Source organism: Streptomyces sp. NPDC001568 (assembly GCF_042893755.1).
In the GTDB taxonomy this organism is placed as follows: Bacteria; Actinomycetota; Actinomycetes; order Streptomycetales; family Streptomycetaceae; genus Streptomyces.
The window spans coordinates 55877-75928 of sequence record NZ_JBIAVF010000023.1 but is presented as its reverse complement, the minus strand read 5'-3'; the positions used below and the strand labels follow the sequence as shown (position 1 = coordinate 75928).

The following is a 20052-nucleotide window of genomic DNA, read 5'->3' as shown; positions in this document are numbered from 1 at the left end:
TCGCCCCTTCGACCGCTTTCTATATTCTCGGTATGCGACGACGGAATATGGACATCCTGCTGAGCGGCACGGCATCGGATTCCCACACCTGGAACCTGGTCTACCTCCAGCTCTTCCTGGAGGAGCTCGGGCACCGGGTCCACAACCTCGGCCCCTGCGTACCGGACGACCTGCTGACCGGAGCCTGCGCCACCGACGGGCCGGCCCGACCGGACCTCCTGGTCATCAGCAGCGTCAACGGCCACGGCTACCGCGACGGGCTGGGCGCCGTACGGGCCGTGCGGCGGGCCGGTCTGACCCTGCCGGTCGTCATCGGCGGCAAACTGGGCGTCGCCGGGGTCGCGGACCCCGAGCAGCGCGGACGCCTCCTGGACGCCGGCTGTGACGCCGTCTTCGACGACGGGAACGTGGCCGCCCTGCGGGACTACCTCACCACGCTCGCCGTCGGCCGGTCCGTCCCGCGGGCCGTGGCATGACCGGCGGCGCCGCCCTGCTGACCCCAGGGGTGCAGCGGGAGCCGGGCGCCCCGCAACCCGACGCCTCCTTCGGGGGCTTCGTGGCCCGCGCCGCCGCCGCCGGACAGCTCGTCGTGCAGCCCCGCATGGGGTTCGGCGATCCGCGCCGGATGCGGGCCGGGCTGGAACGCACGAAGAACGCCGTCGCCACCACCGTCGGCACCCTCACCATCGACAGCTACACCCGGGTCGGGGACGTCGCCGCGGCCCGGGCGGCGGTGGCCGAGGGCACCGCCCTCAACGGCTACCCGATCACCACCCACCCCGTCGAACTGACCCGGTCCCTGCTGGACGGGCTGGCCGGCCCGGGCTTCCCCGTCCAGGTCCGGCACGGCTCCTCCCGCCCCGAGGCCATCGTGCGGGCGCTGGCGGCAGCCGGGCTCGACGCCACCGAGGGGGGACCGGTCTCGTACTGCCTGCCCTACGGACGCACCCCGCTCGCCGAGTCCGTGGAGAACTGGGCCCGTTGCTGCGAACTCCTGGCCTCGCTGGTGCCCGCGCCCCGGGTCCCGCACCTGGAGAGCTTCGGCGGCTGCATGCTCGGCCAGCTCTGCCCGCCCGGGCTGCTGGTGGCGCTGAGCCTGCTGGAGGGGATGTTCTTCGTCCGCCACGGCATCAGCAGCGTCTCCCTCAGCTACGCCCAGCAGACCGACCCCGAACAGGACGCGGAGGCCGTCCGGGCGCTGCGCCGCCTCGCCGGCGAGTTCCTGCCGGCCCGGGTGGACCGGCACGTGGTGCTCTACACGTACATGGGCGTCTTCCCGCACACCGCCCGGGGCGCCACCCGGCTGCTGGAGGCCTCGGCGCGGCTCGCCGTACGGTCCGGGGCGCAGCGGCTGATCGTGAAGACGGCCGCCGAGGCGTACCGGATCCCGACGGTGCTGGAGAACGTACGGGCGCTGGAGACGGCCGCGGCGACGGCGGCCCTGCAAGAACGCCCCCGCTCCCCGCACAGCGGGCCGGGCGGGGGGCCGCCGGACCCCCGGTTCGACGGCATCGGGTTCGCGGGCGCCGACCTCTCGAACCGCTCCGACAGCTCCGACACCGACAGCGAGGTGTACCGGGAGGCCCGGGCCTTCGTGGAGGCGGTGCTGGAGCTGGACGAGGACCTCGGACGGGCCCTGCGGGCCGCGTTCGCGCGGGGCGTGCTGGACGTCCCGTACTGCCTGCACCCGGACAACGCGGGCCGCTCGCGCAGTTTCGTCGACGCGGGTGGACGGCTGCGCTGGTCCCGGACCGGCTCGATGCCGGCGACGCCCTGCCCGGCCCCCGGCGCGGGAGCGTCCGCCCCGGCCCTGACCTCGGACGGACTGCTCGCGGCCGTGCACGGGGTGGCCCGGCGCTACGACGCACCGCAGGACGGGGAGTGACCGGACCCCGGCCGGCGGGCACGCCGGCCACGACCGACCCGTCCCCGTACGGACCAATGACCCACAGACCGACAGGAGTCGACATGGAGCTTCGAACCCCTCCCCCGCTCGGCGAGCACCTCCGTTCGCCGCGCCTGCGCTCCGCGATGCTCGTACAACAGGAAGCCCTGTACGCGGCAAGGGAGTTCCTGCGCGGCGAGGACTTCGTGGAGCTGCTGCCGCCACTGATCGGCCCGGTGACCGATCCGGGCGGGCGCGGCGCGAAGGCCCTCGACGTGGACTACTACGGGCAGCCGTACAAGCTGATGACGAGCGCGATCCTCTACAAGCAGGCCTCGTTGAAGGGCTTTCCACGGCTGTTCTACATCGCCCCGAACGTCCGGGTGGAGCCGCCGGAGACGGCTTCCACGGGCCGGCACCTGGTGGAGTTCCACCAGATCGACGTGGAGCTGGCGGGCGGGACCCGCCGCGACGTCCAGGAGCTCGCCGCCGGGCTGCTGACGCACGTGGTGCGGCACGTGTGGACGGCGGTCCCCCAGGTGCTGCGCGAACTGGGGCGGGACGAGCTGGAGTTCGCCGAACTGCGGCAGGGCAAGTTCGATTCCCTGACGCACGCGGAGGCGGTGGCGAGGCTCTTGGCCGGGGGCCACGCGCAGAGCCCGGACGCGGAGATCGACTGGGCGGGCGAACGGATCCTCTCCCTGGAGGCCGACCGGCCGTTCTTCGTCAACGACTACCCGAAGGGCTCGCGCGGGTTCTACGACCGCGAGGACCGCGAACAGCCGGGTGTGCTGCGGAACTTCGACCTGATCGCGCACGGCGGGTTCGGCGAGCTGGTCAGCGGCAGCGAGCGGGAGAACGACTACGCGACGATCGTCACCCGGATGCGGGAGAGCGGCGAGAACCCGGCCAAGTACGCCTGGTACCTGGAGCTGGCCCGCGAGGGCATCGAGGCGAGCGCCGGCTTCGGGATGGGCCTCCAGCGCCTCGTCCGGTACCTGACCGGCCTGGACGCGCTGTGGCAGGTCAGCGCCTACCCGAAGCTGCCGGGGGTGATCGCCCCGTGAGCGGCGCCCTGGAAGCGGCCGGGTTCCCGGCGGACGCCGTACGCGCCCGGGCCCGGGCGGGCACGGCCGAGGCGTTCCCCGCCGCGGACGGCTACGGGACCCGCCTGTTCGGAGCCGCGCCCGTCCCGGCCGGCCGGGACGGCTGCGGCGGGCCGCGGGCGGCCGGCGTCGAGGACGGCTGCGACTGGCTGGACTCGCTGCGCCTCGCCCCGCCGGTGTTCATGCCCAGGCGGCTGGAGAAGCTGATCGACCTGGGCCGGGAGCCCTCGTACGAGGACGTGGACCTGCGCACCCAGGTGGGCGGCTTCGCCTCTCGACTGCCGCTCTACCTCTCGGCGTTCGGCTCCACCCGGGCGGGCAGCGGTGACCTCGGCGTGGCCGCCGCGCGACAGGCCGCACGGCTCGGCGTCCCGATGGTGATCGGCGAGAACATGGTGCCGGTGCACGGCTACGGCAGCCGGTCGGCGCTGCTGGAACGGGTCGCGGCGTACGCGGAGCACCTCGCGGACGGGGTCGGCGGGGTGGTGGTGCAGCAGTCCACCGAGGATGCCGACTCCGAGGTGTGGAACCTGCTCTACAGCGATCCGGGGTCCCGCCCCCTGCGGGATTCCGGGCGGCTCGGCTTCGAGCTGAAGACCGGCCAGGGCGCTAAGCCGGGCCTCGGCGGGATGACGGTGGTCGGCGCGGCCGAGGCCGAGCGGCTGGCCGGGCGGTTCGCCGTCCGGGACCTGCTGGGCGAACCCGCCGGACGCCGGCTGCGGTCCGCGACACCGGGGACCTTCACCGAGGAGATCCTGCGCCAGCAACTGCGGTTCATGCGGAACAACTTCCCGCTGGCCCGGACCTGGGTGAAGTTCCACCCGGGCCGTGACATCGCCCGGGCCGCCGCGACGGCCTGGGCGGCGGGCGCCGACGCGGTCACCGTCGACGGCGCCGAGGGCGGCACCGGCTGGGCGCCGCGGGTGTTCCTGGACGGGGCCGGTCTGCCCCTCGGGGAATGCCTGCGCAGGATCGAACGCCCCGCCGGCGCGGCCCTGTTGGCATCGGGCCGGATGTGGGAGGGCGGTCGCGCCGTACGGGCCCTCGCGTTGGGCGCGACGGCGGTGGGGCTGGGCCGGGCGGCCCTGCTCGCGGTGGACGAGGACCCCGACGAGGGCCTGGTCCGGCTGGTGGAGGCCCTCGCCCTGGAGGTGCGGCTGTTGATCAGCGCCGTCGGGCAGTACCGGCCCGCCGACCTGAGCCCCGAGGACCTGTGGTCGCCCGGCGACCCCGCACCGGTGGCCCCGCTCCCCGTCGGCGGGCCGGTGTGAGCGGCCGCCCGCCCGGGGCCCCGGCCGGTGGCGCGGCCCGCGCCGTGGCGCCGGGCCGATGGGGCGGAGTCGTACGGGCCCGGTTCCGGCTCGGCGACCTCCCCGGGGTCACCGTCCGCCCCGGGCCGGCCGGGCGGGTGGCGGGTCCCGCCGCCCGCCGGGCCCTCACCGAGGCCGGGCTCGGCCACCTCGGCGGGCACCTGGAGCTGCGTACGCGCGGGCCCGCGCCCCGGGCCGCCGACCTGGCGCGGGCCGGCCGCCGAGCCGTGGCCCGAGCCCTGGCGACCCGGCCCCGCCCCTGACCGCAAGCCCGCACGCACGCCGACGCATCACCCGGCACCCCGACCCGCACGCCCACGCAACACCCGGCACCCCGGCACCCCGACCCGCGCGGCCCGACCCGCGGCGCGTGAACCCCGTACCCCCGATGGACCCGTACTCCCTGATCGACCCGCAAGTCCCCTCCCCCGAACGCCTCGCAGAGAAGGTGCTCCATGGACACCCCCGTACCGCAGCCCGTCCGGCCCCCCGACCACGAGCGGGTGCAGTGGGGCCGCGTCAGTTCCCTCGTCGGCGGCCAGGCCGCCGTCCAGCTCGGTAGCTTCGCCCTGCTGATCGCCATGAACTGGACGGCGGTCGAGCTCGGCGGAACCCGAGCCGTGACGTTGCTGATGCTCGCCGCCACCGTGCCCCGCGCCCTCATGCTGATCTTCGGCGGGGCCGTCGCCGACACCCTCGGCCCCCGCTTCGTCCTGCTGCGCACCACCGCGGCCCGGGTGGCGCTGCTCGCCGTCGGGGCCGTGGTCACGGCCACCACCCAGGAGCTGTGGCCGCTGGTGGTGATCGCCCTGATCGAGGGGATCCTGCTGGGGCTGGCGGGCCCGGCGTCGGGCGTCCTGCTGCCCATGTTCGCCCGGGGCGACCAACTGGCCCGCGCCAACTCCCTGTACGCGATGGTGCTGCGCGTGGCGCCCATCCTGGGCGCCCCCGCCGGCGCGTTCCTGATCACCGTCGGGGAACTGTGGGTGGCGATGCTGGTCGGCGCGGTCACCGGCGCCGTCTGGCTCGGCTGCCTGCTGCACGTCACCCACGGGTTCGTCCGCCCGAAGCCGGAACCGGGGGTCTCCCTGGTCAAACGGTCCGGGGACGGGTTCCGGTTGCTGGCCCGGCACCCGCGGCTGCGGTGGATGTTCGTCGCCGCCCTCTGCCTGGACCTGGCGTTCAGCTGGCCGGCCGAGGTGGCGCTGCCGCTGCTGGTGTCCGAGCGCGGCTGGGGCGTGAGCGCGGTCGGCATCGTCCTCGCGGCGTTCAGCGTGGGCGCCCTGGGCTCCAGCGCGGTCGGCGCGGCGCTCGCGCACCGCATCCCCATGTTCGTACGGCTCGTGGTGACCGGTGTCGGCCTGGCGGCCGGGATCCTCGTGATGGCGCTGATGCCCTCGGTGCTCTCGCTGACGGCCGTCGCGGCCGGGGTCGGTCTGCTCTCCGGGCTCAACGGCCCGGCCATCGTCACCCTCTACCAGCAGTCCGCGCCGGAGGACCGGATGGGCGCCGCGATGTCCACCCTCTCCCTCGCCGGGATCGGCACCGCCCCGATCTCCATCGCCGTCTTCAGCTCGTTGTCGCTGGTCATCGGCGTCCAGACGACCTGGCTGGTGTGCGGTGCGATCGCCTTCGTCTCGCCGGTCGCCGCCGTCCTGGCCCTGCGCCACCCGGTGCACGCCGAGGAGCCGGCCGCGGAGCGGGCGCCCGTCGCGGCCTCGGTGTGAGGGGGACGCGATGGCCATCGCGACCGCCGACCACCGGCCGCTGGTTCCACGCCCGCTGACCGATCCCGGTCCCGTCCGGGCGGTGGTGGTGCCCGCGAGTCCGCAGCTGTGGCTCGTGGACACCAGCGCCTACCGGGCGCACGCCGCCCGGCACGCGCCGGGCACGCTGGACGCCCAGGAGCTCGCGCGGGCGGCCGAGTTCGCGCGGGCCGCCGACCGGGACGGCTACGTCTGCGCGCACGTCGCCCTGCGCCGGCTGCTCGGCGCCTACCTGGGCCTGACCCCGCGCGAGGTGACCGTCGAGCGGGCGCCCTGCTCGCACTGCGACGAACCGCACGGAAGGCCCGTACTGCCGGGCGGAGCCCTGCACTTCTCGCTCTCGCACTGCACCGGACTCAGCCTGTTGGCCTTCGCGGACGCGCCGGTCGGCGTGGACGTGGAGGAACTCGTCGCCCCGGGCGTGATCGCGGACACCGCCGACGTCCTGCACCCGAGGGAGGCGGCGGAACTCGCCGCACTGCCGGCCGCGCAGCGGTCGGCGGCCTTCACCCGGGTGTGGACCCGCAAGGAGGCCTACCTCAAGGGGCTGGGCGTGGGGCTGTCGGAGAACCCGGCCGCGGACTACGTGGGTTCGGGCCGGCACCCGGCCCAGCCGCCGGGCTGGTCCCTGACGGACGTACGTGTCCCTGAGGGGCACCGCGCGGCGGTGGCCCTGCGCCGATGACCGGCCGCGGGACCGGGTTGCGCGTCGAGCGCGCCGGTCGCGGCCGCTCGTCGGGCGCCGCGACCGGCCGCTCCCGGCCACGGCACCGGACCGTCCGGGCCACATGGGTAGGGCAGGATCCGTAGGAGGCCGTCTAGCCCCGGGGCAGGATCGTGGCGAGGACGGTCGGCAGGGGGTACCAGTCCGCCGAGGCGATGCTGGCGTGCCGGCCGGCCAGTAGGGCGACGCGGTCGCGGGCCTGGGCCTCGGTGGGGCGGACGCCGTCGATGGCGGGGGCGACGTCGTGTGCGGAGGTGGCGATCAGCAGGTAGTTGTTGCGGGCGTACCAACCGGTGTCGATGGAGCCGCCGACGTACGCGCTCGCGTCGCCGTCGAAGACGACGAACCACGGGCGGAGCGTGGTGTCGGCGTAGCGGCCTCGGGGGTCCCCCGCCTCGGCCCGGTGCACCGCCGGGAACGCCGCGGCCCGGCCGAGCCGGCCGGCGGCGGCCAGGGAGCGCAGGTGTTGGGCGTACTCGCGGTCCGTCCACAGCTTGTCGGCGCTGTTGCCCTCCTCCAGCGTGCCGGGGATCAGCTCGACGAGGAACTTCCCGGCCATGCCCGACCGGCTCGGCCAGGCGCCGGCGCGGGCGGCGGTGTCCAGGTCGGGGTGGCCGGCGGCGAGCTGCGCCGGCCGGTAGAGGGCGTCGCCCAGTTTGGAGTCGAGCAGGGCGTCGAGTTCGGCGGGGCCGCGCCCGAGGTTCGCGGCGAAGCCGTCCTTGAGCTCCAACTTCAGTACGACGGGCCGGTGTCCGGGGTGGGCGTCGTGCCAGCTGCGGATGTCGGAGAGGCAGCCCGCGAGGTTCTGGTTGCGGGACTTGGTGCGCAACTGGGCGGGACTGGTGGCGTTCTCACAGTTGTTGTCGTTGCCGAAGGGGTTGTCGTGCGCGACCCGCCACGAGCTGCCGAAGAAGTTGGTCCACACGTCGATCTCCAGCATCGCCGCCCCGGAGTCCAGGGCGTCGGCGAAGTAGGGGTACTTGGCCTTCTCGTACGCGTTGTGCACGCCGACGCCCGTGGAGCCGGCGAACGGCAGGTCGTCCGTCCCCTGCGGGGCGGCGGCTCCCGCCGGGGCCGTGCCCAGGACCAGGCCCAGGGCCGCGAGTGCGGCCACCGCGGCGCCCGTCATCCGATTCCGTATGCTCATGCCGTCGACTCCCTCGGTTACCGGCGCGTAAGTCGCCTGGAGAGTAAGGGAGTTCAATGACGTGCGGAAGGACGCCGGATGACCGGCCGAGGAAGGCGCGCGGCGGGCCGAGGAAGAAGGGTGCGGCTGTGAGGGCGGACACGTACCGATGCGGGAACCCGGCTCACCCCCGCACCCGTCGAACAGGGCGGCGGATCATCGACGAGGGCGGGAGCACCTGATGCCGGGCTGGACGACGGGGCGGACCGTACGGGTCCTCCTGCCGGCCGCCGTCTGCTGCGCCCTGGTGGCCGGCGGCTTCGCCCACCGGGTGGAGCTGAGCGCGCTGTTGGGGCCCGTCGCGCGGGGCGACGCGGCGCACGGCGGCTACGTACAGGATCCCGGGCTCGCGGACCGGGCGGGCGCGGACGTACGCGAGGCCCTGCGCGAGGAGCCCGCGGCCGGCGCCCGCCCGCTCGCCGCGACCGGACCGGACCGGGCCGCCGCGTGGCGGCCCTCCGACCCGCTGGAGGCCCGGCCCGTGCCGGCCGATCCGGCGATCGGGGCACTGTTCTCCCCCGGCTTCGACTGGGACGGCGACCACCACTGCTCCGGGAGCGTGCTCCACTCCCCGGGCGGCGATCTCGTCGTCACCGCCGCGCACTGCGTCCACCAGGGCGGCTTCCGCACCAACCTCGCCTTCGTCCCCGGCTACCGGGACGGCGTCGCCCCCTACGGCGTCTGGGTGCCCACCCGCGTCGAGGTCGACCCGCGCTGGATCCGCTCCTCGGACCCGGACCACGACGTCGCCTTCCTCCGGGTGCGCCGCGCGGGCGGCCCCGGGGCGCGACTGGAGGCGCTCACCGGCGCCATGACGCCCGGTTTCGGTCCCGAACTACCCGCGCCGGCCCGGCTGGTGGGCTACCCGAACGACTCCGAGGAGCCACTGGGCTGCGCCAACACGGCCGTCGCCGCCGGGCCCGCGCAGCTGCGGCTGGACTGCGCGGGCGTTCCCAACGGCAGCAGCGGCGGCCCCGTCCTGACCGGGGGCCGGACCCTGATCGGGGTGATCGGCGGCCTCGACGGCGGCGGGGACGAGCTGACCTCGTACAGCAGTTACCTCGGCGCGGACGCCCGCGCCCTGTACGAGCGCGTGACGACGGGCCCCGCGGGCTGACCGACGGGCCGACGGCCCTCAGGTCGCCGGTGGCGGCGGATGGTGGGGCGGGTAGGCGGGGGTCGCCGGGGTCGTCGGCAGGCGCCACTTCGACAGGACCCGGACCATCGTCGAGGGGCCGAGCAGCGCGTTGGGCGGGGTGGACAGCGACAGCACCCCGAAGAACCGGGACGAGAGCGCCGGATCGGCGTTGGCGCCGACCATGACCCGGGACATGTAGCGCTGGAGGACCCTCGTCGTCCGGTCGGGCGGCGGCCCCTGCGTCTGCGGGTAGCGCAGGTCCTCGCTGGTGGCGATCCGCCAGGCGACCGACGCCGTTTCCGCGGTGGCGCGCTGGATCCGGTGGGTGGCGCCCGCGATCTGCGCGGGGGTGAGCCCGGCGATGGCTCCTTGCAGGGCCTGCGCCGCGAGCGCGGCGACCGTCATCCCGTGCCCGTAGACCGGGTTGAACCGGCAGGCCGCGTCGCCGAGCACCAGGAATCCGTCGGGCCGGCGGTCCATGCGCTCGTAGTGCCGGCGCTCGTTGGCGGTGCCGCGGAAACCGGTGGGGTCGGACAGCGGGGTCGCGCCCCGGATCGCGTCGTGCAGGGCGGGGCTGCGCAGGCTCGCCGCGAAGTCGAGGAACTCCTCGGCCTTGGTGGAGGGGGCGTGTTCGCCGTTGCCTATGAGGGTCACCAGCCAGCGGTCCCCGCCCTGCGGCACGAGTACGCCGCCGCGCGGACTGTCCGGACGGCCCTGGACGTACATCCCGTGCCAGCGCCGCTCCGGACGCGGCGGGACCGCGTAGAGGCGGCTCGAGTAGCCGAGGTGCGAGTCGTAGCGCGTGACGGCCGGGCAGGGGTGGCCGACGGCCGCCAGCCAGGCCGGGGCCTTGGAGGTGCGGCCGGTGGCGTCGACGACGAGGCGGGCGGCCAGCGGTTCGCCGTCGCGCAGCGTCACCCCGGACACCGAGCGGCCGTCCTCCCCGGCGAGGAGCCCGCTCGCCGGGCGGCCGTCGAGGATCCGGATCCGCGGGTCGCGCAGCACGGCCCGTCGCACGCACCAGTCGATCAGCTCGCGGCTGCCGACCAGGACGGGGGCGCCGGGTACGGAACGGAACCAGTCGGCCGGGCTCAGCCACAGGAAGTCGCGCGGCGATTCCAGCAGGGCGCAGCCGCCCTCCCGCAGGGCGGCGGTGAGCCCCGGCAGCAGTCGCTCCATCACGTCCACGCCCCGCGACCACAGCACGTGCGCGTGCCGGGACTGCGGTACGCCGGGTCGGAACGCGGGCCCCTCGCGCGGCAGTTCGTCCCGCTCGACCACGGTCACGCGGGCGAACCGCTCGGCGAGCACCCGCGCCGCCAACAGCCCGGCGAGACCGGCCCCGAGGACCACGGCGTGGTCGTCCCGGGCTTCTGGGTGGTTGTCCGGAGTGTCGTCCATACCCCCGATTGTCGGGCGCGCCGCGCGCGGCGGTCAGACCCCGGCCCGGGGCGCCCGGAGGCGTCCGGGGGGCGCCAGGGGGCGCTCACCACCGCCCGCCCGCCCCACCGTCGGACGCGCCTCCGGGGGCCGACCCCGGCCCGGGGATCAGGTCGGTCCGGGGGTTGCCGCCGCGACCAGGACGTCGCCCGCCGCGACCCGGGTGTACAGGACCGTGCGCCCCGTACGCCGACGCAGGACCAGGCCCGCCGCCAGGAGGACCTTCAGCTGGCCGGCGACCGCCCCCAGGCTGTACCCGGTCAGCGCCACCAGCTGCGTCGTGGACTTCGGGCTCTCCAGCAGGACCAGCACCTTCGCCCGTACCGGTCCCAGCAACCCGACCAACGCCTGCGGGGCCGGCCGTGCGGCGCCCTGGGTGAGCTGGCCCGCGCACGGGTAGACCAGCGCGTGCCGACGCGTCCCGGTCCAGCTCACCCAGCCGTGTCCCGGTGTCACGGGGACGAAGACCAGGCCGGCCTCCCCCGACAGTTCGCGCGGTCGCCGCTGCTGGAGGTTGATCCGCAGCCGCCCCTCGCCCAGCCAGGCCATGTCCGGCCGCATCCCGGACAGGGCCTCCGCCAGGCCGCCCCGACCCAGGTGCCGGGTACGGACCAGGACGTCGGCCTCCGCGATCCGGCGGCGGCGCTCCCAGTCCGGGCGCACGGCCTCCGCCCACACCCACTCCAGCAGCTCCGCCGTCCTCGGGCCCAGCCCCCGGGCGCGGGCGAGCGCGTCGGGGAGCCCGGACGCGGCGCGCAGATCCGTACGCACCACCGCGTCCGGGGTCGCGCGTACGGAGGCCAGCTCCTCCTCGAACGTGCGCCCGTCGGGCGGCGGCGTGAGGTACCCCGCGATCCACAGCCGGCCGAAGGCGGCCCGTACCAGCTCCCCCGTCAGGGGTTCGGCGGCCAGATGGGCCCGGTAGTGCGGGAACCGGTCCTCCAGCCAGGCCCGCTCGGCGGGGTGCGTCGCGGTCCGCCGGTGCAGCGCCATCAGCGCCGCCGTGGTCTCCGCGAGCGCGGACACCACGAACCGGCTCCGCGCCAGCGCGTCCGCGTCGATCCGCCACCATCCCATGCGCCCCGCCTCCCGCTCCCCGCCCACCCACCACTGCCTCGCGCCAGTCTCCCCCGCGCCGGGCCGCCCACCTCACACGCCCGACCGGCGCCGGCCACGCGGCGCCTACGACGGGTCCCCGCCCCGGGCCGCCCTCGAACCCCGCCCCATCGTTCGCCCCCACGTTCCGCTCCCATGTTTCGCCCCCACCTTTCGCCCCCACGCGAAACACTGGGGTGGTCCGCCCACCCGCCCCGAGACTCCCCGCATGTCCCGCTCCTACCGCTCGCTCGCCCGTGTCCCCGAGTTCGTGCCCTTCTTCGCCGCCGCCGCGCTCCGCGTCGGCGCGGCCACCGTCGGCGGGCTCGCCCTCGGCGTGCTCGTGTACGACCGCACCCGCAGCCCGCTCCTCGCCGCCCTCGCCATGTTCGGCCCTTCCCTCGCCCAGGTGCTCGGCGCGACCCTGCTGCTGTCCGCCGCCGACCGGTTGCCCCCGCGGGCCGCCCTCGGCTCCCTGGCCGCGCTCGCCGCCGCCGGTACCGCCGTGCTCGCCGTCCCCGGACTGCCCTGGTGGGCGGTGTTCGCCGTGCTCCTGGGCCAGGGCCTCGCCGACTCCCTCGCGGGCGGCGTCCGGTACGGCCTGCTGACCGAGATCCTGCCCGCCGGCGATTACCTCGCCGGCCGGTCCCTGCTCGCCGTCTGCGCCGGCGTGACGCAGATCGCCGGGTTCGCCCTCGGCGGGCTGCTGCTCGCCGCGCTCTCCCCGCGCGGGGCCCTGCTGGTGGCCGCCGGGCTGGGGCTGGCCGCGGCGCTCACCGTCCGCCTCGGGCTGAGCCGCCGCCCCGCCCGGGCGGGCGGACGTCCCTCCGCCGCCGAGACCTGGCGGATCAACGTCCTGCTCCTCTCCGACCCGGCACGCCGTCACCTCTACCTGGCCCTGTGGGTACCGAACGGGCTCATCGTCGGCTGCGAGTCCCTGTTCGTCCCCTACGACCCCGCGCACGCCGGGCTGCTGTTCGGCTGCGCCGCCGCCGGCATGCTCGCCGGGGACACCGTCGCCGGCCGGTGGCTGCCCGCCCGCCTACGGATCCGGCTCGCGGCTCCGCTCCGGCTGCTGCTCGCCGCGCCCTACCCGGTGTTCCTGCTGGAGCCCGGCCCCGTCGTCGCCGCGGTCGCCGTCACCGTCGCCTCCGTCGGGTACTCGGCCGGGCTGCTCATGCAGGAGCGCCTCGTCCCGCTGCTCCCCGAAGGCACCCAGGGCCAGGCGCTCGGGCTGCACTCGGCCGGCATGCTGACGATGCAGGGCGTGTGCGCGGCGCTCGCCGGAGCCGTCGCCCAGTACACCTCGCCGGCCGTCGCGATCACCGCCCTGGCCGGCGCCTCGGTGGCGGTCACCCTGGCACTGGAGCCCGGGCTCCACCCCAGTAAGCTGCGGGTCCGTCCCCCGCACGCTCCTTCTCCCGTTGCCCGAGGTACCGCGCAGTGAGCTCCCCCGCACCCCCCTCCCCGGTGACGGTCGTCGGCCTCGGCGCCGACGGCTGGGCCGGGCTCACCGCCGCCGCGCGGTCCGCGCTGTCCTCGGCCGAGGTGCTGATCGGCGGACCGCGCCAACTGGACCTGCTGCCCGCCGACGCCTGCCCCGGTCTGCGCGTCGCCTGGCCGAGCCCGCTGCGACCGGCCGTGCCGAAGCTGACCGCCGAGCACGCGGGCCGCCGCATCGCCGTACTGGCCAGCGGGGACCCCATGTTCTACGGGATCGGCCGCGCGCTCAGTGAGGAACTGGGCCCGGAGCGGCTGCTGGTCCACCCCCACCCGTCCTCCGTGTCGTACGCCTGCGCCCGCCTGGGCTGGCCCGTGGAGGACACCGAGGTCGTCACCGTGGTCGGCCGTCCCGTGGCCCGGCTCACGGCCGCCCTCTTCGAGGGCCGACGGGTGCTCGTACTGAGCGCGGGCGCCGCCTCCCCGGGCGAGATCGCCGCGCTGCTGCGGGAGCGGGGCTTCGGTCCGAGCCGGATGCGGGTCCTGGAGCAGCTCGGTTCCGAACGGGAGGACCTCCGCGAGGGGACCGCCGAGCAGTGGGAGCACCCGCCCGGTGACGCCCTCAACGTGGTCGCCGTGGACTGCCGGCGCGACCCCGCGCACCCGGCCCCGCGACTGGGCGCGACCCCCGGCCTGCCGGACGCGGCCTACGAGCACGACGGGCAGCTCACCAAGCGGCACGTGCGCGCCGCGACCCTGTGCGCGCTGGCGCCGGCCCCCGGCGAGCTGCTGTGGGACATCGGCGGCGGCTCCGGTTCGATCGGGATCGAGTGGATGCGTACGCACCCGTCCTGCCGGGCGGTCGCGGTGGAGCGCGTACCGGAGCGGGCCGCCCGCATCACCCGCAACGCGAACGCCCTCGGCGTCCCGGGGCTGCGCGTGGTCACCGGCGCGGCGCCCGGGGCCCTGGACCGGCTGCCCGCGCCCGACGCGGTGTTCATCGGCGGCGGGCTGACCGCCCCGGGCCTGCTCGACGCGGCCTGGGACGCGCTGGCCCCCGGCGGCCGGCTCGTCGTCAACACGGTCACCCTGGAATCGGAGGCGGTCCTCACCGACCGCTACCGCCGGCACGGCGGTGACCTGGTGAAACTGGCCGTCGCGCACGCCGTGCCGGTCGGCGGCTTCACCGGCTGGCGCCAGGCGATGGCGGTCACCCAGTGGTCGGTGACGAAGCCCGCCACGAAGGCGGCGGACCCGGCCGACCCGGCGAACGACGCACCCCACGCGCCCCACGCGATCCGCACGAACGAGGCAGAGGTGGACCGGACATGACCGTGTACTTCATCGGAGCGGGCCCCGGAGCCGCCGACCTGATCACCGTGCGCGGTGCCCGGCGGCTGGCCGCCTCGCCCGTGTGCCTTTACGCGGGCAGTCTCGTACCGCGCGAGCTGCTCGCCGAATGCCCGGCGGACGCCCGGCTGGTGGACACCTCACAGCTGAACCTGGACGAGATCGTCGCCGAATTCGTACGGGCCCACGCCGCCGGCCAGGACGTGGCCCGGCTGCACTCGGGCGACCCGTCCGTGTTCAGCGCGGTCGCCGAGCAGATGCGGCGCCTGGACGCGGCGGGCATCCCCTACGAGGTCGTGCCCGGCGTACCCGCCTTCGCCGCCGCGGCGGCGGCGCTGAAGCGGGAGCTGACGGTGCCCACCGTCGGCCAGACGGTGATCCTGACCCGGATCGCCCAGCAGGCCACGCCGATGCCCCCCGGCGAGGACCTGGCCACGCTCGGCCGCAGCGGCGCACTGCTGGTGCTGCACCTGGCCACCCGGTACGCGGACCGCGTCGTCGAGGAACTGCTGCCGCACTACGGGGCGGACTGCCCGGCGGCGGTGGTCGCCATGGCCAGCCGCCCCGACGAGTTGGTGCTGCGCGGCACCCTCGCCGACATCGCCGGCCAGGTCAAGGAGGCGGGCCTGGTGCGCACAGCGGTGATCCTGGTGGGCCGCACGCTGGGCGCCGAGCAGTTCCGCGACAGCCACCTGTACTCCGCCGAGCGCGACCGGCATGCCTGCTGAACCGGCCTCCACTGCCGGCGAACCGCGATCTGCCGCGGCGGAACCGGCGCCCGCTCAGGGCCCGGCCCCGGCGCCGCTCGGGCACGTGCTGTTGCTGGGCGGTACGACGGAGGCCCGCCGCCTCGCGGAGGCGCTGGCGCGGCGGGCCCCGTACCGGGTGACGACCTCGCTGGCGGGCCGGGTCGCCGCGCCCGTGCTGCCGCCGGGCGAGGTCCGGATCGGTGGCTTCGGCGGGCCCGTCGGGCTGGCCGAGTGGATCGCCGCCCACGGCGTGACGCACCTGATCGACGCCACCCACCCGTTCGCGGAGCGGATGAGCTTCAACGCGGCCGCCGCGGCGCGGAGTTCGGGCCTACCGCTGCTCGCGTTGCGTCGCCCGGGTTGGACTCCGGGGCCCGGCGACGACTGGACCTTCACGGACTCCCTCGCCGGGGCCGCCGCCGCCCTGCCGTCGCTGGGCGGGCGCGCCTTCCTGACCACCGGCCGTACGGGCCTGCACGTGTTCGCGGAGCTCACCGAGACCTGGTTCCTGGTGCGTTCGGTGGATCCGCCGGCCGGAGCGGCGCCGCCGCGGCTCGAAGTGCTCCTGGCGCGGGGCCCGTTCGGTCTCGACGAGGAGCGGGAGCTGCTGGCCCGGCACCGCATCGAGGTGCTGGTGACGAAGGACAGCGGTGGATCGGCGACCGCCCCGAAGCTGACGGCCGCCCGCGAGGCCGGAATCCCGGTCCTCGTCGTACGCCGCCCCCCGGTCCCGTCGGGGGTCGCCGAAGCGGGTTCGGTCGAGGCCGCCCTGCGGTGGCTGGAGACCGGCGGGGGGCGGGCCGGGTCGGCCTGACGCCCGCCGCCCCGCCCCGCTCCACCGCACCCGGCGCTGACGCCCCGTGCGGCCCGTCAACCTCCGGGCCGGCTCAGGGGTAGCGGCGCGGCGTCCAGGTGACCCTCGATCCGTCGGCCCGTTCGGTGACCCGGGTCTGCGAGGAACCGATCAGCAGGATGGTGCGCATGTCGACCTCGGCGGGCTCCAGTTCGGCCAGCGTGACGATCCGCACCGACTGCTCCGGGCCGCCCACGTCCCGCGCGACGACCACCGGGGTCTGCGGCGGCCGCAGTTCCAGGAGCAGCTCCCGGGCCTGCGCCACCTGCCACGTGCGGCTGCGGGAGCCCGGGTTGTACAGGGCGAGCACCAGGTCGGCGGCGGCCGCGGCGCGCAGCCGCTCCGCGATGACCTCCCACGGCTTGAGCCGGTCGGACAGCGAGATGGTCGCGTAGTCGTGCCCGAGGGGGGCTCCGGCCGCGGCGGCCGCCGCGTTGGCGGCGGTCACCCCCGGCAGCACCCGTACGGGGACGTCCGCGTACTCGGGTTGCGCGGCCACCTCCAGGACGGCGGTGGCCATGGCGAAGACCCCCGGGTCACCACCGGAGACGACGGCCACCCGCCGGCCGCGCCGGGCGAGGTCGAGGGCGAACTCGGCGCGCTCGGACTCCACCTTGTTGTCGGAGCCGTGCCGGACCTGGCCCGGCTTGGCGGGAATCCGGTCGAGGTAGGTCGTGTACCCGACGAGCACCTCGGCGTCGGCCAGCGCCCGCCGGGTCTCGGCGGTGAGCCACAGCGGACCGGCCGGGCCGGTGCCGACGACGGCGACCTCGCCGGGGCCCGACGGCACGCTGCCCGGGTTGCCGATCCGGCTGGGCACGACGGCGACGGCGAAGTACGGCACCGACTCCGGGTCCGTGTCCGCCAGGAGGCCGGTGCGTTCGCCCTCCATGGTCGCGCGCTCCACGTAGCGGGCCTCGGCGAGCCGGCCGCTGTTCTCCATGGCCCGCCGGACCGCGGGGAAGGTCCGGCCGAGCTTCATCACGACGGCCGAGTCGGTGGCGGCGAGCCGGGCCGTCAGCTCCTCCTCCGACAGGGTGCCGGGCAGGATGGTCAGTACTTCCTCGCCCTCGACGAGGGGGGTGCCGAGGCGGGCGGCGGCGGCGCTCACCGAGGTGACGCCGGGGATCACCTCGGCCTCGTACCGGTCGGCGAGGCGCTTGTGCATGTGCATGTAGGACCCGTAGAAGAACGGGTCGCCCTCCGCGAGCACCGCGACGGTGCGGCCGGCGTCCAGATGGGCGGCGAGGCGGGCGGCGGAGGCCTCGTAGAACTCCTCCATCGCGCCCTGGTAGCCGCCGGGGTGGTCGGTGGTCTCGGTGGTGACCGGGTAGACCAGCGGTTCCTCGACGTGGTCGTCGCGCAGGTGCTTCGCGGCGATCGAGCGGGCGATGGAACGGCCGTGGCGGGCGCTGTGGTAGGCCACCACGTCGGCCCGGGCGATCACCTCGACGGCGCGCAGGGTCATCAGGGACGGGTCGCCGGGGCCGAGCCCGACGCCGTAGAGGCGCCCCTTGGCCGGTGCGGTGCTCATTCGGCCACGCTCGCGATGGCGTTGACGGCGGCGGCCGCGATGGCGCTGCCACCGCGTCGGCCCCGCACGATCAGGTGGTCGAGGCCCGAGGGGTGCGCGGCGAGGGCGTCCTTGGACTCGGCGGCGCCGATGAAGCCGACGGGCACGCCGATGACGGCGGCCGGGCGCGGAGCGCCCTCCTCGATCATCTCCAGCAGCCGGAACAGGGCGGTCGGCGCGTTGCCGACGGCGATCACGGACCCCTCCAACAGGCCCCGGTCACGCCAGACTTCGAGGGCGGCGGCGCTGCGCGTCGTGCCCATCCTGGCGGCGAGTTCCGGTACGGCCGGGTCGGAGAGGGTGCAGATCACCTCGTTGTCGGCGGGCAGCCGCTTGCGGGTGACCCCGCTGGCGACCATCTGGACGTCGCAGAGGATCGGCGCGCCGGCCTCCAGGGCGGCGCGGGCCCGCAGGACGACCTCGGGGGTCCAGCCGAGGTCCTGGGGGAGGTCGGTCATGCCGCAGGCGTGAATCATGCGCACCGCGACCTGGGCGACCGAGGCGGGCAGCCCGGAGAGGTCCGCCTCGGCGCGGATCGTGGCAAAGGACTGGCGGTAGATGGCCGCGCCGTCCTTCTCGTACTCGAACACGGTGTACTCGCTCATTTCTTCACTGTCTTCACTGCGGCGGTGAGATGGACGTACGAATGACGCTGCTGTTATTGCTGTTACTGCCGTTTGCCACGGTCGCCGTCGCCATGACTGCTGTCGCGCGCGGCCTTGAGTGCGGCCGCCAGAGCGTCACGACCGACCGGTACGGGGTCCCGTCCGTGGACGGAGAGCGCGTAGGCGTCCCCGGTGGCGACGAGATCCACCCAGGCGGCGCCGCGCGGATGCCCGCACCGACGCTCGCAGCCGGACCAGTGCACGGGCAGCGCTCCGGCCGACCCGGTCACGACCGCGCGCGCGTCGGCCCGTACGTCGGCCAGGGATTTGGCGCAACCGGGCCGCCCCGTACAGGCGGTGACGGACTGCCAGGGATCATCGGCGCCGATGACCAGACCGGCCGCCTCGATCAGGGCGGCCCGCTCGACGGGCTCCCGATCGACGGGCTCACCGGCGCTCGCCGGCGGCAGGACGACGGTCCGCCAGGGGGTGATCCGCAGGCCGCCGTCCCCGTGGGAGGCGACCTGTACGAGCACCTCCCACTGGGCGGTGTCGAAGCGGCCCAGGGGCGGCAGTACGCACAAGGCGGTCGACCCGCCCGCGCCGCTGCCCCAGGGGCGCGGCGGCGGCGCGTACGGCCACCGCACCTCGGCCACGGGGACGGCGTCGATCCCGGCGGCGACCAGGCGCCGCCCCAACTCCCTTTCGTCCAGCCCTTGTCGAGCGGGCAGCTCGGCCACGCGCCAGGCCCGGGTACCGGTGGAGTCGGCCGCGTCGAGGAAGTACTCGGCAGCCAGCAGCGCCGCCCGGGGCGCGTCGGCGGCGGCGACTTCGAGGGCCCCGTCCCCGGCGCCGAGACGGATCAGCGCCCGGCCCGCGGGCAGGGCGAGGGCGGTCACGTCGGGGTCGAGCGCGGCGACGTCCCCACGCCCGTCGTCGAGGGCGAACAGGAACCGCCCGGACAGGGCGGCCGCGCGGGCGCTCGCGCACAGCAGCCGGTCCAGTTCCCCGACCCACGGCGTGACGTCGGGCCGCCCGTCGTCGAAGACCCCGGACACCGGGGTGGCCACGATGTTGCGCACGCGTTCGTGGGTGGGCACGGGCAGCAGGCCGGCTGCCGTCAGCAGCTCGGCGAGTCCCGCACCGCAGGCCTGCGTCAGGCCCCTGAGCTGGATGTTCCCGCGCGAGGTGAGCTCCAGGTGCCCGTCCCCGAACCGATCGGCGGCGAGCCCGAGCACGGAGGCCTGCTCGACCGTGAGCAGGCCGCCGGGGATCCGGACGCGCGCCAGCAGCCCGTCGTCCGCCGCGTGCAGGCGCAGCGCGCCGGGGCAGGCGTCACCGCGGTCCCGTATGACGGGTTCGTCCCGCGATGCGACGGAAGGGGGCTGGGGCATGGCCGCGAGCATACCCACGATTCCCCACCCCCGACCTGTGTCCGTCACCACCCCCACCCCCCGGACCAGCCACAACCCACCCACCCACCGAACCCGGCCCCGGCACACTCGGCAGACCCGGGCGCCCCGGGTGCACCCACCCACCCCGCCGATTCCAGCCCCGCCGGCGTTTGAGGCGCGGGGCCCGGGGCGGCGCCCCGCCAACCCAACCGCACCGGCACGCCCCGGCCCCGCACGCCCCCACCCCCGAACCCCCCGCGGAGCAACACGTCACCCCCGCTCCCGGCCAGGGACCCGGCCGCCTAGGATGACCTTCCGACGGACCGTTCGGCCCGTCATCGCCGAGGACGGCGACATGGGAGGAAGCCCGGTGCGAATCCGGCGCGGTCCCGCCACTGTGAACCCCGCGGAGCGATCGGCGGGGTGAGTCAGGAACTC

At 75.7% G+C, this 20052-nt stretch carries 18 protein-coding genes and 1 riboswitch; of the genes, 12 read left to right on the top strand and 6 right to left on the bottom strand.

The features are described from left to right. Positions 1-47 precede the first annotated feature (47 nt). The 7 genes from ACFY0I_RS33670 (at position 48) to ACFY0I_RS33640 (ending at position 6752) form a co-directional block, all read left to right on the top strand. Positions 48-476, top strand: coding sequence for a cobalamin B12-binding domain-containing protein (locus ACFY0I_RS33670; protein WP_388902995.1), 429 nt, complete (start codon positions 48-50; stop codon positions 474-476). Continuing rightward, complete coding sequence (locus tag ACFY0I_RS33665; RefSeq protein WP_388902888.1) at positions 473-1885, top strand: methylaspartate mutase; 1413 nt, start codon at positions 473-475, stop codon at positions 1883-1885. Before ACFY0I_RS33670 ends, ACFY0I_RS33665 begins: the two co-directional genes overlap by 4 nt. 83 nt (positions 1886-1968) lie before the next feature. Then, positions 1969-2952, top strand: a complete 984-nt coding sequence (locus tag ACFY0I_RS33660; protein ID WP_388902886.1) for an asparagine synthetase A — start codon at positions 1969-1971, stop codon at positions 2950-2952. After that, on the top strand, positions 2949-4262 hold the full coding sequence (locus tag ACFY0I_RS33655; RefSeq protein ID WP_388902884.1) for a glutamate synthase-related protein: 1314 nt from the start codon (positions 2949-2951) through the stop codon (positions 4260-4262). The genes ACFY0I_RS33660 and ACFY0I_RS33655 overlap by 4 nt, the downstream gene beginning before the upstream one ends. After that, on the top strand, positions 4259-4564 hold the full coding sequence (locus ACFY0I_RS33650; protein ID WP_388902883.1) for a hypothetical protein: 306 nt from the start codon (positions 4259-4261) through the stop codon (positions 4562-4564). Before ACFY0I_RS33655 ends, ACFY0I_RS33650 begins: the two co-directional genes overlap by 4 nt. 192 nt (positions 4565-4756) lie before the next feature. After that, positions 4757-6028 carry an MFS transporter gene (locus ACFY0I_RS33645; protein WP_383994002.1) on the top strand — a complete coding sequence of 424 codons (1272 nt, stop codon included), beginning with the start codon at positions 4757-4759 and terminating at the stop codon, positions 6026-6028. Positions 6029-6038: 10 nt separating this feature from the next. Continuing rightward, entirely contained in the window at positions 6039-6752 is a 714-nt protein-coding gene (locus ACFY0I_RS33640) for a 4'-phosphopantetheinyl transferase family protein (RefSeq protein ID WP_388902881.1), read from the top strand. A gap of 133 nt (positions 6753-6885) precedes the next feature. Here ACFY0I_RS33640 and ACFY0I_RS33635 read toward each other — a convergent pair whose 3' ends face one another. Continuing rightward, positions 6886-7938 carry a phosphatidylinositol-specific phospholipase C domain-containing protein gene (locus ACFY0I_RS33635; RefSeq protein ID WP_388902878.1) on the bottom strand — a complete coding sequence of 351 codons (1053 nt, stop codon included), beginning with the start codon at positions 7936-7938 and terminating at the stop codon, positions 6886-6888. 220 nt (positions 7939-8158) lie between these two features. Here ACFY0I_RS33635 and ACFY0I_RS33630 point away from each other — a divergent pair, with 220 nt between their 5' ends. Next, entirely contained in the window at positions 8159-9094 is a 936-nt protein-coding gene (locus ACFY0I_RS33630) for a trypsin-like serine peptidase (RefSeq protein WP_388902876.1), read from the top strand. Positions 9095-9112: 18 nt separating this feature from the next. On the opposite strand, the gene ACFY0I_RS33625 is transcribed toward ACFY0I_RS33630, so the two are convergent. Continuing rightward, positions 9113-10516: an FAD-dependent oxidoreductase gene (locus ACFY0I_RS33625; RefSeq protein WP_388902875.1), complete on the bottom strand. Its 1404-nt coding sequence runs from the start codon at positions 10514-10516 to the stop codon at positions 9113-9115. 147 nt (positions 10517-10663) lie between these two features. Then, positions 10664-11632, bottom strand: coding sequence for a transcriptional regulator (locus tag ACFY0I_RS33620; RefSeq protein ID WP_388902872.1), 969 nt, complete (start codon positions 11630-11632; stop codon positions 10664-10666). Positions 11633-11879: 247 nt separating this feature from the next. Between ACFY0I_RS33620 and ACFY0I_RS33615 the strand changes: the two genes are divergently transcribed. The 4 genes from ACFY0I_RS33615 to ACFY0I_RS33600 are packed head-to-tail and all read left to right on the top strand — an operon-like array spanning position 11880 to position 16003. Further along, positions 11880-13097, top strand: a complete 1218-nt coding sequence (locus tag ACFY0I_RS33615) for an MFS transporter (RefSeq protein WP_388902871.1) — start codon at positions 11880-11882, stop codon at positions 13095-13097. Further along, positions 13094-14422, top strand: a complete 1329-nt coding sequence (gene cbiE / locus ACFY0I_RS33610) for a precorrin-6y C5,15-methyltransferase (decarboxylating) subunit CbiE (RefSeq protein ID WP_388902868.1) — start codon at positions 13094-13096, stop codon at positions 14420-14422. Before ACFY0I_RS33615 ends, cbiE begins: the two co-directional genes overlap by 4 nt. After that, positions 14419-15168, top strand: a complete 750-nt coding sequence (gene cobM, locus ACFY0I_RS33605) for a precorrin-4 C(11)-methyltransferase (protein WP_388902865.1) — start codon at positions 14419-14421, stop codon at positions 15166-15168. Before cbiE ends, cobM begins: the two co-directional genes overlap by 4 nt. Further along, positions 15158-16003 carry a cobalt-precorrin-6A reductase gene (locus ACFY0I_RS33600; protein ID WP_388902863.1) on the top strand — a complete coding sequence of 282 codons (846 nt, stop codon included), beginning with the start codon at positions 15158-15160 and terminating at the stop codon, positions 16001-16003. The genes cobM and ACFY0I_RS33600 overlap by 11 nt, the downstream gene beginning before the upstream one ends. Before the next feature lie 73 nt (positions 16004-16076). Here the strand turns inward: ACFY0I_RS33600 and ACFY0I_RS33595 are convergent, their stop codons facing one another. The 3 genes from ACFY0I_RS33595 to cobG form a co-directional block, all read right to left on the bottom strand. Next, the gene (locus ACFY0I_RS33595; protein WP_388902860.1) at positions 16077-17576 is read right to left on the bottom strand and encodes a precorrin-2 C(20)-methyltransferase; all 1500 of its coding nucleotides are present in this window, start codon (positions 17574-17576) and stop codon (positions 16077-16079) included. Continuing rightward, a complete protein-coding gene (locus ACFY0I_RS33590; protein WP_362878441.1) occupies positions 17573-18220 on the bottom strand; it encodes a precorrin-8X methylmutase in 648 nt (215 codons plus the stop codon). The genes ACFY0I_RS33595 and ACFY0I_RS33590 overlap by 4 nt, the downstream gene beginning before the upstream one ends. A gap of 62 nt (positions 18221-18282) precedes the next feature. After that, on the bottom strand, positions 18283-19614 hold the full coding sequence (gene cobG, locus ACFY0I_RS33585) for a precorrin-3B synthase (RefSeq protein ID WP_388902857.1): 1332 nt from the start codon (positions 19612-19614) through the stop codon (positions 18283-18285). A 359-nt stretch (positions 19615-19973) separates the two neighbouring features. Beyond that, a riboswitch (cobalamin riboswitch) is annotated at positions 19974-20052 on the top strand.